Source organism: Proteus sp. fly-1067, from assembly GCF_040139345.1.
Taxonomy (GTDB): Bacteria; Pseudomonadota; Gammaproteobacteria; order Enterobacterales; family Enterobacteriaceae; genus Proteus; species Proteus vulgaris_B.
In genome coordinates, this window is the sequence record NZ_JBEEUL010000005.1 from 195,015 (window position 1) to 212,141 (window position 17,127).

The window sequence follows — 17,127 nt, forward strand, 5'->3', positions numbered from 1 at the left end:
AGAAGAAGGGGCAAAGACAATAACGAGGACTTTTGAGCATAAGTTTGACGGAAAGAAATTGATTACTAAACATTTAGCAATCCGTCTCAATCTAAATTTCTTAGCACGAGAACTATTAAAACAGACAATGATAAAATCTATGGCTTAAATAAGAGCCATTCATGGCCTTAATTATTCCTCTGCTAAGCAAAATGTGGATTTTAGTAACATATTTGGTTCAACTGATTAATATATTTATTATTTTTGCTACAAACTCCAGATGATAAGTGCCATTAATTGTGGCGTTATTATACGTAAAAACATCGCTAAAGGATAAACGGTGGCATAAGAAAGTGCAGCAGCTCCACTTGAGCTATGTATTGAGTTTGCAAAGGCCAGAGCAGGTGGATCGGTCATTGAACCTGCTAACATTCCGCAAAGAGTTAAGTAATTAAGTTTAAAGAAGATCCTAGCTATGATCCCCACAATTAATAACGGTAATAGTGTAATAAGAATACCATAGCCAATCCAACTCAGTCCTTGGCCATAAATTAAGGTTTCAACAAATTCACCACCAGAATTTAGTCCTACTACGGCAAGAAACATGACAATGCCTAATTCACGTAATGCTAAGTTTGCACTTGGCGGCATAAACCAATAGAGCTTACCGAATGTCCCAATACGCCCTAAAATTAAGGCAACAACAAGAGGGCCACCAGCTAATCCTAATTTAAGGGCTACAGGAATACCGGGAATGAAAATAGGAATAGAACCAAGTAAAACCCCCAATCCAATACCAATAAAAACAGGTAGCATTTGAACTTGCTCTAATTTTTGACGAGCATTACCTAACAGGACCGTAATCGCCTCTATAGATTCAGGACGACCAACAACATTAAGAATATCCCCAAACTGCAACATGCTGTTATTGCTTGGAATTAGTTCGATACCGGCGCGGTTTAATCGAGTTACGACAACATCGTATTTTCTTTTAAGATCAAGATCTTTTAAACGCTTACTGAGTACGGAATCATTCGTTACAACGATCCGTACTGATTGTAGTAAATTGGTTGATGTTGAGAGCGATGCGTCAACTTCTTCGCCTAATACAAGGCGTACTTTATTAAGATCTTCTTTCGAACCAACAATATGCAATAAATCTCCTAACTGAATAATCGTTGATGGCATCGGCACCATAATATTATCACCACGTTTTAAACGAGAGCATACAATGGCGTCTTCATTGAGTAGTGGAATATCTTGCATTAATAAACCATCTAAATTGGGATTTTTAATGGCAATATTAATGGTATGTAGTGCCTCTTTAGTACTATTTTGCTGGTTACTAAAGGTTTTCGCTTCTTCATCAATGTTGATTTTAAAAAATACACGAATAAGCCACATAACTAACAATATGCCACAAATTCCCATAGGATAAGCCATAGCATAGCCCATCCCCATTTGCCCGACTAAAGCGGGATCAATATGTAAATCAGTGAGTATCTGTTGCCCAGCACCCAAAGATGGAGTATTGGTGACAGCACCAGAAAAAATACCCAAAATAATAGGCAAGGGAACATCAAATAAACGATAAATTGAGGCGGTGATGATAGAACCAAGAAGAATAATGAAAATTGCAAAGGCGTTGAGTTTTAATCCAGAAACACGTAATGAAGAGAAAAAGCCAGGGCCAACTTGAATACCGATGGTATAAACAAAAAGAATAAGACCAAATTCTTGAATAAAATGAAGAGTTTGTGCGTTGAGTAAAAGGTTATAGTGTTGAGCAAAATGCCCAATAATTATGCCACCAAAAAGAACGCCACCTATCCCTAGGCTGACTCGATAGATTTTGATATTGCCAATCCAAAGACCTAGAGCGCCTGCTAATGACAACATCACCATTGTTAATGCAATATCACTCATAAAAAAGATCCTATACTCAAAAAAATAAAAATTAAAAAATTGAGCTAAAACGATAAACCTATTTTGGCAAAGAACAAAGAAAGTCGCTGTGCCTTATCGCACAGATTCGGCATATATAAAGATCAAAGAAATAAAAAAGATAAATATAGAGTTAAAATGTTCCTTTAAAATAAAGATGGTTGAATTTTAATATCAGGGAAACATAATAATTAGTAATGTTATTATGTTTTTTTAATTAGATATAATAATATTTTTTACGCATACTTATTTATTTAATTATTGAAAAATTAAGCTATTCTATATCATCTTTCTCTTGTTCTATAAGAGAAAACAGGTTTAACTATATGATAAAAAGCATTGACTCCTGATCTTGTTTTATAGGTGCCCTATGATATTTAGAAAGACGAGTAAAAATTTAACATTAATCGCATTTTTCATGACTCTGTTGACGGGGTGCTCTAGCGTTATGACACATGCTGGTCCGAATAAAGAGCTTTATTCAGGGACAAAGAATAATATGGCAATGCTAAAAGATGATGAAACTGGGTGGGCAATGAAACCCCTTGTTCTTTTAGATTTTCCTTTTAGTGCAGTATTAGATACTTTATTACTGCCTTATGATTATTATACCAAGAGTGATGATAAAAGTGATAACTCACCAAAAGAGCGAATAAAAAGATTAGAAAGTACAACGGCAGATAATAATTATGAAAATAAGAATTAATATCAAAATAATGACTAAATAACGAATAAGTAATTCTATCTAGTCATTATCTGCTTATTTAACTATTTATAGGGCTATTTATTTAACACTGTTTCTTCTTTAGGGCCGAACATTTTATTAAGGCTATTAAGCTCTTGCATTTCTTTATCACATATTACTTTTTGTTCTGTTAGCGGCGCTGCCATTATCTGTTTTTTGCTTTGTTCAAAATTCCCCTTAATTTCGGGTATATTATGCTTTAGGTCTTCACGTTGAGAAATATACTGAATAAATTTGTCTGCTTCCTTAAAGTACACTCGGCAAGCATGTGCCATAGATGCTTGGGTTGGAAGTGTGGTTAACAACAGGAGTAATGCGAGACTCCACCAATATTGTTTCATTCTCTAAACTACCCATTTTATTTGACATAAGTGAATTATATAAAAAGCATATAAAATAAACGATAGTATTAACGAATAAATTTTTTATTTTTTCTTGTTTTTTATCAGCAATGTAAAGAAAAACAGAACTTGCAGAGAATATAGAAGAAGTTGATTGTTATAGTTACGCTAAAAGTAGATGGTTTTTATGATAAAAAAGTTAAAAATCAATCATTTTGGTTGAAAACCATACGAACAGTCAGGAGATACTAAAAAAGTATTGACGCAATGGGTTTCTGGCAGTAAGATGCACCTCGTTTTCGGCGAGTAGCGCAGCCTGGTAGCGCAACTGGTTTGGGACCAGTGGGTCGGAGGTTCGAATCCTCTCTCGCCGACCATATTAAGAAACCCCGCTTTTAAAGCGGGGTTTTGTCGTTTTAGCCCTTCCAAAATAAATTGATGCACTAAGATGTGTCAGTTTTCATCTTACTTTTTCGCCATAATAGTATTTTCTCTCTTGCTCATCTTACTGTTAGCCTGACACTCCATTTCCTTATTAATTTCAAGATCAAAAATATGTGGAAATATTTTCCATAATGAAAGGAAATACTTGATAGCTCCTGCTTTTGATTTAGTCAGGATGATAAAGCCGTTCAGTTATCAGGCTTATTTAAAAATAGCTTTATTAACTGCTAATAAGAAACCTAGAAACCATCATCTTAATTCAATATTAATGGGCAATGGAACGTCTGATAATTATCAAAAAATATGAATTTTCTACTATTAAAAAATCAAAACTATTAATAACACACTGAACCTAATGTGCTTGTCTAGTTGAGTGGTTTGTTAAGTGCGTTGCTTTGGGATTTTTCACACTAATGGCCTTATTTGTGCCAAAGTCAGGATACTCTGATCGTATGATTATTTTTCTTCTATAACAGAATAAAGCACCAAGTTCTTTGTTTCATTTCAAAATATTCGTTCAATATTTAAGCGGTTAATCACAAATCATAGCTTTTTTTAAAACAGTCATTTCACTTAAGGATTTCTTAATGTGTGGTTTTATTGACTAGATATTAGTCAGAGACTTATTTTTTTATTCTGATTTTGTTCGATATTCGTTTCATTTATGTTTATAACTTGTTCTTTTTACGGAGTAGACCCTTATTGACGTAAGGGGATACAGTTGGTTAATTGAACAATGACAAAATAAAAAGGCATTCCGTTTTTAAACAGGAAGCCAAAACACAACAGAACAATTTCGGAGAGTAATGATGAAAAGCTCCAAAAAACAGACAGGAATTTTAACCGCGACAATCGGGCTACTTGCATTAGCTGTTTCTGCGGGCGTGCAGGCAAAAACATTAGTATATTGCTCCGAAGGTTCACCTGAAGGATTTAACCCTCAGCTATTTACCTCTGGAACAACCTATGATGCAAGTTCAGTACCTATTTATGATCGTTTAGTTGAATTTAAACTGGGTACAACGGAAATCATTCCAGGACTCGCTGAAAGTTGGGATGTGAGTGATGATGGTAAGGTGTATACCTTTCATTTGCGTAAAGGGGTAAATTGGCATAGTAGCAAAACCTTTAAGCCAACCCGTGAATTTAATGCAGATGACGTAATGTACACGTTTATGCGCCAAATGGACCCACAACATCCTTACCATAAAGTGTCTGGGGGAAGTTACGAATACTTCTCAGGAATGGATATGAACAATATGATCGAGAAAATCGAAAAAATTGATGATCATACCGTTCGTTTTGTTTTAACACGTTCAGAAGCGCCTTTTATTGCTGATATGGCAATGGACTTTGCATCCATATTATCTGCGGAATATGCCGATAATATGATGAAAGCAGGAACACCTGAAAAAGTAGATTTAGACCCTATTGGTACAGGGCCTTTCCAATTACAACAATATCAAAAAGATTCTCGTATTCTTTATAAAGCAAATGATCAATATTGGGGTAAAAAACCAGACATTGATCGTTTAGTTTTCTCTATTACACCTGATGCTTCTGTGCGTTATGCTAAATTGCAAAAAGGTGAGTGTCAGGCAATGCCTTTCCCAAATCCTGCTGATATTGCGAAAATGAAACAAAATAGCGATATCAATCTATTAGAACAACCGGGTTTAAACGTGGGTTATATCTCGTTTAACGTTGAGAAAAAACCACTGGATAACCAAAAAGTTCGCCAAGCATTAAGCATGGCTGTGAATAAAGACGCGATTATCGAAGCGGTTTACCAAGGTGCGGGCCAAAAAGCGAAAAACCTCATTCCACCAACAATGTGGGGTTATAACGACGATATCGTTGATTATGAATATAACCCTGAAAAAGCCAAAGCACTGCTAAAAGAAGCGGGTCTTGCAGATGGTTTTACTATCGATTTATGGGCAATGCCTGTACAGCGTCCTTATAATCCAAATGCCCGTCGTATGGCTGAAATGGTACAAGCGGATTGGGAAAAAATTGGTGTTAAAACCAAGATTGTCAGTTACGAGTGGGGTGAATATCTCAAACGTGCTAAATCCGGTGAACACCAAGCAGTAATGATGGGTTGGACTGGGGATAATGGAGATCCAGATAACTTCTTTGCGACATTATTTAGCTGTGCTGCGAAAGAGCAAGGTTCAAACTATTCTAAGTGGTGCTATAAGCCATTTGAAGATCTGATCCAACCTGCACGAGTAGCATCTGATCATGAAAAACGTGTCGAGCTTTATAAACAAGCTCAAGTCGTTATGCACGATCAAGCTCCCGCACTGATTATTGCTCACTCTACGGTATATGAGCCAGTGAGTAAAAAAGTAGAGAACTATGTGGTTGATCCATTAGGTAAACATCACTTCGAGAATGTCTCTCTGAAATAATAGCAATACCTTACTTAAGTACGGTGTCTTTCTTAGTGAAAGGCACCGCTATTCCATAATAAAGAATACATTCAGTACACTGTGGGCGCAGGGGATTTTCTCCTGATTTATCAGCGCTATCTTTTAGCTGATGTTTGAAAAGAGAATTAGGATATGCTGCAATTTATCCTTCAACGTTTGGGACTTGTTATCCCTACGTTTATCGGAATTACATTACTTACGTTTATTTTTGTGCATCTTATTCCCGGTGATCCGGTCATGATTATGGCGGGTGAACGTGGTCTATCTCCAGAGCGTCATGCTTATTTAATGGCAGAATTAGGGCTGGATAAGCCGTTATGGCAACAATATCTCAATTACTTAAATGGTATTCTTCATGGTGATTTGGGAATTTCATTAAAAAGCCGCATTCCTGTTTGGGATGAATTTTTACCTCGCTTTAAAGCCACTTTAGAACTTGGCGTTTGTGCCATGATTTTTGCGGTTTCTGTCGGCATTCCTGTGGGTGTGCTGGCTGCGGTAAAACGTGGTTCTATCTTTGATCATACCGCGATTAGTGTGTCATTAGCAGGTTATTCCATGCCAATCTTTTGGTGGGGGATCATGCTAATCATGCTGGTGTCTGTGAAATTAGATTTAACTCCCGTGTCAGGGCGACTTGCTGATAGTGTCTTTTTAGATGATAGCAATCCATTAACGGGCTTTATGCTTATTGATACTCTTATTTGGGGAGAAGAAGGCGACTTCATTGATGCTGTCCATCATATTATTTTACCTGCCATTGTATTAGGAACGATTCCTTTAGCGGTTATTGTGCGTATGACTCGCTCATCTATGCTTGAAGTATTAGGTGAAGATTATATCCGTACGGCAAGAGCAAAAGGTTTGAGTCGTGCTCGTGTCATTCTTATTCACGCATTACGCAATGCGATGTTACCTGTTGTCACCGTTATTGGATTGCAAGTCGGAACAATGCTGGCTGGTGCAATTTTAACGGAAACTATTTTCTCATGGCCGGGTTTAGGTCGCTGGTTAATCGATGCCTTACAACGACGAGACTACCCTGTGGTTCAAGGTGGTGTACTTTTAATTGCAACGATGATTATTTTTGTCAATCTGTTGGTTGATGTTCTTTATGGCATTGTGAATCCACGTATTCGCCATAAAAAATAAGGAATGCATAATGACTGAAAATAAAGTTACACCGGTCATCAATGCACCGGCTCCTATGACCCCCTTCCAAGAATTTTGGCACTATTTTAAACAAAATAAGGGCGCAGTTGTTGGATTAATTTATATCGTAATTATGTTGCTGATTGCGCTATTTGCAGGCTTTCTTGCTCCTCACGCACCGAATGAGCAATTTCGTGATTTCTTATTAGCGCCTCCTGTTTGGCAAGAAGGGGGAAGTTGGCAATTTATTCTAGGCACTGATGATGTTGGCAGGGATATTCTTTCTCGTTTAATGTTTGGTGCTCGTCTTTCATTATTAGTTGGCTGTATCGTTGTCGTACTGTCACTTATCTTAGGAATTATTCTAGGGCTAGCTGCGGGTTATTTCGGTGGTCTTGTGGATATCGGCATTATGCGAGTGGTCGATATTATGTTGGCATTACCCAGTTTATTATTGGCATTAGTGCTGGTAGCAATTTTTGGGCCTTCTATCGTCAATGCGTCTATTGCACTGACTTTTGTTGCTTTACCTCATTATGTTCGATTAACACGAGCTGCTGTTTTAATTGAAGTAAACCGTGACTATGTTATTGCATCTCGCGTCGCTGGTGCGGGGTCAATGCGCCAAATGTTTATCAATATTTTACCTAACTGTCTCGCACCTTTAATCGTTCAAGCTTCTTTAGGTTTTTCTAATGCAATCTTAGATATGGCAGCATTGGGCTTTTTAGGTATGGGCGCTCAGCCTCCAACTCCTGAGTGGGGAACTATGTTATCTGACGTGTTGCAGTTTACACAAAGTGCATGGTGGGTTGTGACGTTCCCTGGTCTTGCTATTTTGTTTACTGTGCTTGCCTTTAATTTAATGGGTGACGGTTTACGAGATGCGCTTGATCCGAAATTAAAGCAGTAACGGAGTAAGAAGATGGCATTATTAAATATTAATCAATTATCTGTTCACTTTGGTGATGAAGATACTCCGTTTAAAGCGGTAGACAGAATTAGCTATCAAGTTGAAGAGGGGCAAGTTGTTGGTATTGTTGGAGAGTCAGGTTCAGGTAAATCTGTGAGCTCATTGGCTATTATGGGGCTGATTGATTTTCCGGGGCGAGTGAGTGCTCAAGAGCTTTATTTTGATGGTAGAGATTTAATGAAAATCTCTGAATCAGAGCGACGTAATTTGGTGGGGGCTGATGTCGCAATGATTTTCCAAGATCCAATGACCAGCCTAAACCCCTGTTTTACGGTTGGCTATCAAATCATGGAAGCATTGAAAGTTCATCAAGGCGGAAGCCGAAAAACACGTAAGCAACGTGCTATCGACCTTTTAACGCTGGTGGGTATTCCTGATCCTGCTTCACGTTTAGATGTGTACCCACATCAACTTTCTGGCGGTATGAGCCAGCGAGTGATGATTGCAATGGCGATTGCTTGTCGTCCTAAATTATTGATTGCTGATGAACCGACAACGGCTCTGGATGTGACTATTCAGGCGCAGATCATAGAACTGTTGCTTGATTTACAAAAACAAGAAAATATGGCGCTAGTGCTTATCACTCACGATTTAGCATTAGTGGCAGAAGCCGCCGACACCATTATTGTGATGTATGCGGGGCAAGTAGTGGAATCAGGGAAGGCATCAGAAATTTTTAAATCACCTCGCCATCCTTATACACAGGCGCTATTAAGAGCATTACCTGAATTTGCCAGCAACAAAGCGCGATTAGCTTCATTATCTGGGGTCGTACCGGGTCGTTATGATAGACCAACAGGATGTTTACTTAATCCTCGTTGCCCTTATGCTCATGATGAATGCTATAAAACCGAACCTGCCTTAAGAGAATTGGGAACACATCGCGTGAAATGCCATACACCGTTAGATAATGCAGGGAGACCCACACATGGCTGAAATTAATCCAAATGTCACTATTCCCTTATTAAAGGCGGTCAATTTAGCCAAGTATTACACTGTTAAAGGGGGACTGTTTTCAAAAGAGAAAACAGTGAAAGCGCTCGATGGTGTTTCGTTTGAGTTAGAGCGTGGTAAAACCTTGGCGGTTGTCGGTGAATCAGGTTGTGGAAAATCGACATTAGGTCGATTATTAACCATGATTGAAATACCCACTTCAGGGGAGCTTTCTTACCGTGGGCAAAATCTGTTAATCAAAGATAAATCAGCAGAGAAATTGCGTCGCCAAAAGATCCAAATTGTATTTCAAAATCCTTATGGATCATTAAACCCCCGTAAAAAGGTGGGACAAATTCTAGAAGAGCCACTTTTGATCAATACGACACTTAACGTATCTGAACGTAAAGAAAAAGTATTATCAATGATGGCAAAAGTAGGATTGAAAACAGAGCATTATAGTCGATATCCTCACATGTTTTCTGGTGGTCAACGTCAGCGTATTGCTATTGCTCGTGGTTTAATGCTTGAACCGGATATTGTGGTGGCGGATGAACCTGTTTCTGCTCTCGATGTTTCAGTGCGTGCTCAAGTGCTAAATTTAATGATGGATCTTCAACAGGATATGGGGCTTTCTTATGTCTTTATTTCCCATGATCTTTCCGTTGTTGAGCATATTGCAGATGAAGTTATTGTGATGTATTTAGGCCGTTGCGTAGAAAAAGGGACTAAGGCTCAAATTTTTGAAAATCCTCAGCATCCTTATACACAAGCTTTGTTATCAGCAACGCCAAGATTAACACCGGAATTAAGACGTGAACGCATTAAATTAACAGGAGAATTGCCAAGCCCGTTAAGTCCACCACCAGGATGTGCTTTTGCAGCACGTTGCCGTCGTGCATTTGGACCATGCAGTCAATTACAGCCAACTTTAAAAGATTATAATGGCCAACTTATTGCTTGTTTTGCTGTTGAGCAAGATAACATAGCACTTTAAATAAAAAGAATATTTTTAATCAAAAAGGAGCAATATATATAAAAAATATTGCTCCTTTTTTTAATTATATTAAGTCGATCAAAATAAGATAATCTCATTGTGATTCAATAAATATTAAATGTTATTTAATATAAATCTCTTTAAATATTAAGTGTGCTGGTATTAAAAATAAAAAAATATTTATATATTAAAATATTATTATTCTTTTATTTTTGTTTTTAATGTCTTAATAAGGTTTTTATAGATTTAAACTTACATGGCATTGTATTTTTTAGTGAATTATATTCTATAATCAAAATAATATGGCAATATCGTAGTTAAAAAAGTGAAATCCAGCGTTTATCTCATTTTACTATTTTTATCTTACAACTATACTCAAATAATAATAATTATATATTTATCTACTTTTATTTTAATGGATAGGCAGTTTTTATCGCGCTATTTTCTTTATTGAGAGTGATACATAATCTAAAAAATACAGTATAATCACTTTGTTCAAGTAAGTATATTGGAAATAGCAATGATGAAACCTCATCTTAAACATTCATTAACAATAAAACAGATGGCCGCAGTTGCGGGCGTTACGTTGGTGACTATTGCTATTTTTATCAGTATTCAACTTGTCTATTTGATAGATCAACGCCGTGAAGATTATCAAAATCAGCTTTTTAATGCGGGCGTCAGTATCCAACAACCGCTTGCTGATGCATTGTTACGATCAGATTTAAATGATGCCAAAAAACAGATAATTGGGTTAAAAGCAACGGGTATTCTTGGTAAAGCGATAGTAATGCAACCTGAGAATATTCAAGTGATGAACTTAGATTTTGCACCCAAAAAAGACGTTTCTGATTTCTCAAGCTGGCTTTTTGGTATCCCTGTTGAGGCTGTTATTCCATTACAGCCATTAGGTATTACTTCAACAGATGATAAGTCTTATACTGGCTATCTTATTTTACAGGCTGACACAAACCGTTTTTATCGCTTTGCCAGCAATACTGTCGCACTAATGTTAACTACATATCTGTTAATGGGGCTTATTCTAACGGTTGCAATTAGCTGGTGTATCAATCGTATTGTGGTGAAACCTTTACGCCAAATAGCCGTTACTCTTAATAAAGATAGCCAAGTTTCTGCTTTATCTTGTCCAGAATCACATCGTGATGATGAGATTGGTTTGCTGGTTAAAGGATATAATCATCAAAAATCTGATCAAAAATTGCCGAAGGTCTGAACCTTCTTACACCATAATGAGTCTAATCACTATAGTGATTTTATTTCATGTTTCTGTGGTGACAAAGAATGATAATACAAAAAATAGACATCAAACATCTAACATGTCTTTTGGCGCTTATTGTTAAACCTCATAAGTGGTTTAATACCAAGGATTAATAAAACAGAGGTTCACATGCAGGGTGTAATGACACGAATTTTATTGGGAAGCGTTATGTTTGGCGCTGTTGTTTGTCAAGTTCAGGCCGAAGCTTTACAGCCTGATCCTGCTTGGCAAGAAGGGCGACTAGCAAATGGTTTTCAGTGGCAAATCTTACAAACACCGCAACGCCCTAATGATAGAATACAAATTCGTTTATTAGTGAATACAGGTTCTTTATCAGAGAAAAGCAGTGAAACGGGTTTTTCATCCTTGGTGTCTAAACTCAATGTATTGGAAAATACAGGTCTGACACCAGAGAAGCGCGATAACTTATGGAAAAATGCGTTAGATCCAGATTATCCGTTACCGCCAATGATCGTTTCATATGATTTTACGGTTTATAATCTAAGTCTGCCAAATAACCAACCTGAACTATTAAAAGATGCTTTTGCATTGCTTGCGGGAATTGCTAAACCTGCGCAATATACTGAAAATGCAGTTCGTAATGCTGTTCAATCACCACTTCCTGTTGCCACATTCCCACTTAATATTGAAGATCCCATTTGGCGCTCACGTCTTGAAGGCTCTAACCTAAAAGGTCACAACCCTGGTAAGCCAGTTAATCAGTCAGTTAATACAAAAGAATTATCAGATTATCAACAGCGCTGGTATACCCCTGATATGATGACGCTTTATATTGCTGGCAATGTTGATAATCGAGTATTGACCGAAAGTATTAATCAGGCCTTTTCATCTCTATCTGGAAAACGAGTTACCCCTGTTCCAGTACCGATGTTGGCAGATATGAAGCCTGAAACATTATATGTACAAGAGCCCATGCGAGCTAAAGATCAAATTTCTTTAATTTGGGATCTAGATTGGTCGCCAGTAAAAGACTCTGATACGTTAAATAAATATTGGCTAAGCGATTTGGCACGCGAAGTGATCTTTGTTCATTTAGGCCGTAGCCTCGAACAACGTAAAGAAAATGACAGCACGCAAGTTAACATTGATTGCAGAGTACAATATCAGCGCGCCAGTTGTTCTTTGAATGTTGATACCGCGACGGCTAATATTCCAGCGTTAGCATCATGGGTGGGTGAAGAATTAGGTCATTTGCGCAATCAAGGCATTAGCGATGAGTTATATAAAGAGCTTCAACAAGAGAAACAACTTCAGTTAACACAGCTTTTTGCCCGTTATGCAAAAACAAGTACGGCTATTTTAATTAATCAGCGTTTGTTATCACAACAAAGTAATATTATTGATATTCCTCCTGAGCAATATCAACGTTTACGCCAAGCATTTTTAGCTGGTTTAACTAAAGAAACCTTAAATCAGGAGCTTTCAAGAGTATTGTCTGAAGATATTACTTTTGTATTAACGCAAAGTGGTGAAACACCTACCGTAAATTTAGGTGAATTGCGTATTCAATTTGAAAAGCAAGTTCATCCAGAAGTGGTAAATACGCCTGTTTCAGTGCCTGCTAATACGGCGCCAAATAAAACAGTGGAAGCACCTACAGTGACAACTCCGACAAAGAAATAGCCATAAAATAAGTCGCTGGGCTGATATAAAAAATTAACGGTTTATACAATTAAAAAAGCCAAAAGTGTTATTAATACATTTTTGGCTTTTTGCTTTTTTTAATATTAAAGGCGTTTAAACGCTTCTTTAATTATATCAGTTAATGCTTCACGGTTATTTCTTTGAGTTGTAAAGCCTGCGATAGCAATCTGTTTTTCTGGCAAATAACAAGCAACAGAACCCCAATACCCTAGATGATAATAAAGAGTACCTAAGTTCGTCTCTTCAGCCATCAATCCTAAACGATAATTTGCAGCACCAGTATGTGAGCCTTGCCATTTCATTTCTTTTAAGGTGGATGGATGTGTATACACTCTATCTTCAAAGAGATCTGCTGTGAATTTAGCTAATTCAAGCGTTGTCATCACAAGACCTCCACCACCAAAAGTATCCATTGAGGCATCAATGTGAGTACCTTCATGTTCATCGGCAAATTGTCTAGCGCGAATTTTCTTGGATATGGGTTGTGGCTCCAGACCTTCCCACCATGTTTGCGGTAAATCTAAGTCTTGAAAATGTAATAACTCACGAACTGCTGTAGCCATATTTTTTCTCATAAATTGAGAAAGAATATCTCCTAATAAGATGTATCCGGTATCTGAATAAATAAAGCGTTTTCCAGCAGGGATGATGGGAAACCCTTGGTGAGTATAATGCGCTATCTGTTCTTCTCGAGTCCACTGATGGGTGGGATTATTTATAACCTTTTCAAGGTAAGCTTCATTAGCGTGATCAAATAATCCACTACTATGGCTTAATAAATGGCGCAATGTGATAGTGTTAAGATCATACCCAAGTTCTGATAATGTTTGTTGATAATGGGGACTTAGATATTTTGTTATCTTATCATCAAGAGACAAGGCATCTTGTTCCCATAAACGTAAAAAAGCGGCTGCGAGAAAGGTTTTTGTATTGCTTGCGATCCGAAAAGGAGTATCTACAGTTAATTTTTTCTGGGTACTTTCATCGGCAAATCCATGTGCCATACCAAAAGGGTATTGAATGCCGGCACCTGTAATATAAATAGCACTCGCTGAGGGTAAGGCATGAAAAGCATCAGTCATTGATTGAACCATAGTTACTTCCTTATCTATCAGGAAAATAAATCAGCAAAAAGGGTGTACTTGGCACCCTTATTTATTTTGCAATTATTCATTATTTATTTTTTGTCGCAGCTCGTAATTCTGTTACGGTTTTACCGCCTATTCCCCAGTTATCTGTTTCTACTTCATCGATCACAACAACGGTGGTTGCTGGGTTTTTGCCTAAGATATCAACCAAGAGTTGTGTCGCACCCGCAATAAGTTGTTCTTTTTGTTCAGCGGTTGCACCTTCGCGTGTGATTTTAATATTAACGTATGGCATTTTTTTTCCTTATTACGTTATTGATAGGCGGCTAATGCAGGGAATTAACCATTGTAGTTTTATCATAAAATTAAGATATTGATTGCGTTTTAGTCAGCTGTTCTTTACGCATATTCGGGCCATCAGTGGCGATCCATGCGGCACAAAAGAGCGTTAATCGAGCAAAAAAATAGAAGAAAGCCATTAAGCCTATTACCGAACCAAATGCGGCACCTGAAGGTGAGCTCGCTATTCTTGGTAGCATCCATGTCATTACGGATTTTAAAATTTCAAAGCCAATAGCGGCGATAAGCGTGCCTTTCATAAGAGAAACACGTTTAGGTTGATGGCGAGGCAAAATCCATAATATCCACAAGAATAGTAAATAGTTTGCAGTAATGGAGATTGTTAGGCCGATGGTTGTCCATGCTGGCGTTAACCATTCAATGCCATCTAATCCTAAAGTATGAACAATCATTCTTTGGGCTGATCCCGCAACAGAAGTGAGTGTTATAGTGACAATTAATGCAAAGAGTAAGCCAATCAGCGCTAAGAAATCACGAAAATAACGGAAATAGATTTTTTCTTGCTCTTCTTTATTTCTTTCCCAAACGAGTCGTGATTGCGCCAAAATGGCCTGACGTAAGTTACCAACCCAATTAACACCAGAATAAAGAGCAATAGCTAAACCCGTTAAACCGACAGTTGTACGTTGACGAACAGCGGTATCAATACTTTGTTGAACGGTTGCAGCTAACGTTGGATCGTCGATACTATTTGCTACACCAGTAATTAATTTAGCGAGTAAATCGGGATTTGAGGCTAAAATAAAACCGGCACAGGCAAAGGAAAGCATTAATACAGGGATTAATGATAAAAATGAGAAATAAGTGATAGCGGCCCCAAACTGATTTCCCATTCTATCAGTGAAGCGTTCTGCGGCACGAATAAGGTGTGCAATAAAAGGAATATTGGTAATGAAATTACTTATTTTTATCCCAATACCGATGGCTTTTTTTCCACCATGTAATCCTTTTTCCAGCCCTTTTTTTAGTGGCTGAGTCAGTTGAGTTTTTTCATCTGCTGTTTTTTGTTGCTGCTCTTCTGACATATATCCTCTTTAATTAGATCAGTCCATTTTTAATAAATTAGTGGTATTACTATAGTTTCTACTCAAAAATAGCATAGCTTAATTTCTATTACATACCTTATGATTATTGTAATTAGCCTCTGATTTAGATGATGTAATTGTTTGTTCTGGTTTAAGTGTAGATGATGCACTATTAAAAGGCGTGATCACCTTGCACTTAATTAAGAATACAAAACCAATACAGTAATTCTGAATTGGTTGAGTTTAATTAGAAAATGGCTACTCGCATATTGTTCTATTCTTTATTTCATAGGCAAATAAGGAGTAGACATTCATTTATGATGATAATTATTTTGTCAGTAGATTTAATTCATCTTCAATGGCTTTTAATTCTGCTTTTTCTTCAGCCAGTTTTCTTTCTTGTTTGGCGATTTTATCTGTATCACCTTTAAGTTGAGCTTCTTTTAATTCAAGTTCACGCTCTTTGATATCAAGTTGTTTTTCTCGTAATTCAAGGCGTGTGTTTTCAACTACTTTTTCGGGTGTGCAATAGCGCTCAACATTTTGTAATGCTCGTTCTAAGCCTTGTAGGCGGTATTGATTACCGTGTGCTTTCGCATATTCTATTTGTTTTTGGATATTTTGTTTTTTAATTTCGCAACCATTGATTGAGGTGTTGGCATACGCACTGCTAACGGACAGTGTTAATGCAATTGCGGTAAAGAGTATTTTTTTCATTTTAACATCCTATCTAATCTTAAGTGAAATATAGGATTATCATAACGACTGAATGCTAAGACACAACGTTTCTTTCGCTTTCAATGAAGAAGTTCAGCTTTTTCTGATACACTGAACTTAATCAAGCTTTCAGAGTAAATTCACTACTAAGCTATACTTATTTCTAACGGAAGATAAAGAATGCTGAGCTATCGCCATAGTTTTCATGCTGGCAACCACGCCGATGTTTTAAAACATATTGTTCAAACACTCATCATTGAGTCTTTAAAAGAGAAAGAAAAACCGTTTCTTTATCTTGATACTCATGCTGGCGCTGGACGTTATCAATTAACCAATGCTCATGCAACTCGCACTGGCGAATATCTAGAAGGGATTGCACGCTTATGGCAACAAGATGAGGTGCCAGAGCTTATTTTACCTTACCTTGAAGCCGTTGGAGAATTAAACTCAAATGGTGAACTGCGTTATTACCCAGGTTCTCCTTTATTAGCAGGAAAACTATTAAGAGAACACGATTCCTTAGTATTAACAGAATTACACCCAACAGATTACCCTCTATTACGCACAGAATTTTCTCGTGATCCGCGAGTTAGAGTTTCTCGAGAAGATGGTTTTGGCCAATTGAAATCTAAATTACCACCCGCAAGTCGTCGTGGATTCGCATTAATTGATCCTCCTTATGAGCTTAAACAGGATTATTCTGCTGTAGTGAAAGGTGTTGTGGAAGGTCATAAACGCTTTGCAACGGGAACATATGCGATTTGGTATCCAGTGGTTCATCGCCAGCAAATTAAACGTATGCTAAAAGAGCTTGAAGCAACGGGTATTCGTAAAATTTTACAAATTGAGTTAGCAGTAAAACCTGATAGTGATCAATTAGGTATGACAGCATCAGGTATGATTGTGATTAACCCACCTTGGAAGCTAGAGTCACAAATGAAATCAATATTACCTTGGTTACATAAAATATTAGTTCCTGAAGGTATTGGTCACACATCAGTTGAATGGGTTGTACCAGAATAAGCATCCTTATTATTGTTTTTGCCT

General features: G+C 37.3%; 15 protein-coding genes and 1 tRNA gene. 10 read left to right on the forward strand and 6 right to left on the reverse strand.

Annotated features, from left to right (window positions below; translation table 11 throughout):
- Positions 1-246: 246 nt before the first annotated feature.
- Complete coding sequence (locus tag ABN217_RS09635) at positions 247-1,905, reverse strand: putative transporter (RefSeq protein ID WP_197269791.1); 1,659 nt, start codon at positions 1,903-1,905, stop codon at positions 247-249.
- Between the two features lie 388 nt (positions 1,906-2,293).
- On the opposite strand from ABN217_RS09635, the gene ABN217_RS09640 reads away from it, so the two are divergent.
- A complete protein-coding gene (locus tag ABN217_RS09640) occupies positions 2,294-2,629 on the forward strand; it encodes a YceK/YidQ family lipoprotein (RefSeq protein ID WP_349439485.1) in 336 nt (111 codons plus the stop codon).
- 74 nt (positions 2,630-2,703) lie between these two features.
- Here the strand turns inward: ABN217_RS09640 and ABN217_RS09645 are convergent, their stop codons facing one another.
- On the reverse strand, positions 2,704-3,009 hold the full coding sequence (locus ABN217_RS09645) for a DUF5339 family protein (protein WP_197269793.1): 306 nt from the start codon (positions 3,007-3,009) through the stop codon (positions 2,704-2,706).
- A gap of 300 nt (positions 3,010-3,309) precedes the next feature.
- Between ABN217_RS09645 and ABN217_RS09650 the strand changes: the two genes are divergently transcribed.
- The 8 genes from ABN217_RS09650 (at position 3,310) to ABN217_RS09685 (ending at position 12,869) form a co-directional block, all read left to right on the forward strand.
- A tRNA-Pro gene (locus ABN217_RS09650) sits at positions 3,310-3,386 on the forward strand.
- 876 nt (positions 3,387-4,262) lie between these two features.
- Positions 4,263-5,870 carry a dipeptide ABC transporter periplasmic-binding protein DppA gene (gene dppA / locus ABN217_RS09655; RefSeq protein WP_197269794.1) on the forward strand — a complete coding sequence of 536 codons (1,608 nt, stop codon included), beginning with the start codon at positions 4,263-4,265 and terminating at the stop codon, positions 5,868-5,870.
- Between the two features lie 153 nt (positions 5,871-6,023).
- Positions 6,024-7,043: a dipeptide ABC transporter permease DppB gene (gene dppB, locus ABN217_RS09660; protein ID WP_072068808.1), complete on the forward strand. Its 1,020-nt coding sequence runs from the start codon at positions 6,024-6,026 to the stop codon at positions 7,041-7,043.
- A gap of 10 nt (positions 7,044-7,053) precedes the next feature.
- Positions 7,054-7,956 carry a dipeptide ABC transporter permease DppC gene (gene dppC, locus ABN217_RS09665; RefSeq protein ID WP_072068807.1) on the forward strand — a complete coding sequence of 301 codons (903 nt, stop codon included), beginning with the start codon at positions 7,054-7,056 and terminating at the stop codon, positions 7,954-7,956.
- Between the two features lie 12 nt (positions 7,957-7,968).
- Positions 7,969-8,952: a dipeptide ABC transporter ATP-binding protein gene (dppD, locus tag ABN217_RS09670; RefSeq protein ID WP_072068806.1), complete on the forward strand. Its 984-nt coding sequence runs from the start codon at positions 7,969-7,971 to the stop codon at positions 8,950-8,952.
- Positions 8,945-9,946, forward strand: a complete 1,002-nt coding sequence (gene dppF / locus ABN217_RS09675; protein WP_349459353.1) for a dipeptide ABC transporter ATP-binding subunit DppF — start codon at positions 8,945-8,947, stop codon at positions 9,944-9,946. The genes dppD and dppF overlap by 8 nt, the downstream gene beginning before the upstream one ends.
- A gap of 523 nt (positions 9,947-10,469) precedes the next feature.
- Entirely contained in the window at positions 10,470-11,180 is a 711-nt protein-coding gene (locus tag ABN217_RS09680) for a HAMP domain-containing protein (RefSeq protein WP_109409039.1), read from the forward strand.
- Between the two features lie 174 nt (positions 11,181-11,354).
- Positions 11,355-12,869 carry an insulinase family protein gene (locus ABN217_RS09685; protein WP_231619348.1) on the forward strand — a complete coding sequence of 505 codons (1,515 nt, stop codon included), beginning with the start codon at positions 11,355-11,357 and terminating at the stop codon, positions 12,867-12,869.
- Between the two features lie 104 nt (positions 12,870-12,973).
- Here the strand turns inward: ABN217_RS09685 and ABN217_RS09690 are convergent, their stop codons facing one another.
- The 4 genes from ABN217_RS09690 to ABN217_RS09705 all read right to left on the reverse strand — a co-directional run bounded on the left by ABN217_RS09690 (position 12,974) and on the right by ABN217_RS09705 (position 16,080).
- Entirely contained in the window at positions 12,974-13,984 is a 1,011-nt protein-coding gene (locus ABN217_RS09690) for a serine hydrolase domain-containing protein (RefSeq protein WP_197269796.1), read from the reverse strand.
- 79 nt (positions 13,985-14,063) lie between these two features.
- Entirely contained in the window at positions 14,064-14,273 is a 210-nt protein-coding gene (locus ABN217_RS09695) for a 2-hydroxymuconate tautomerase family protein (RefSeq protein ID WP_196554369.1), read from the reverse strand.
- Between the two features lie 70 nt (positions 14,274-14,343).
- A complete protein-coding gene (gene yhjD, locus ABN217_RS09700; RefSeq protein ID WP_196554368.1) occupies positions 14,344-15,363 on the reverse strand; it encodes an inner membrane protein YhjD in 1,020 nt (339 codons plus the stop codon).
- A 327-nt stretch (positions 15,364-15,690) separates the two neighbouring features.
- Positions 15,691-16,080, reverse strand: coding sequence for a DUF1090 domain-containing protein (locus ABN217_RS09705; protein ID WP_164526823.1), 390 nt, complete (start codon positions 16,078-16,080; stop codon positions 15,691-15,693).
- 180 nt (positions 16,081-16,260) lie between these two features.
- On the opposite strand from ABN217_RS09705, the gene ABN217_RS09710 reads away from it, so the two are divergent.
- Positions 16,261-17,103 carry a 23S rRNA (adenine(2030)-N(6))-methyltransferase RlmJ gene (locus tag ABN217_RS09710; RefSeq protein WP_340894208.1) on the forward strand — a complete coding sequence of 281 codons (843 nt, stop codon included), beginning with the start codon at positions 16,261-16,263 and terminating at the stop codon, positions 17,101-17,103.
- Positions 17,104-17,127: the final 24 nt, after the last annotated feature.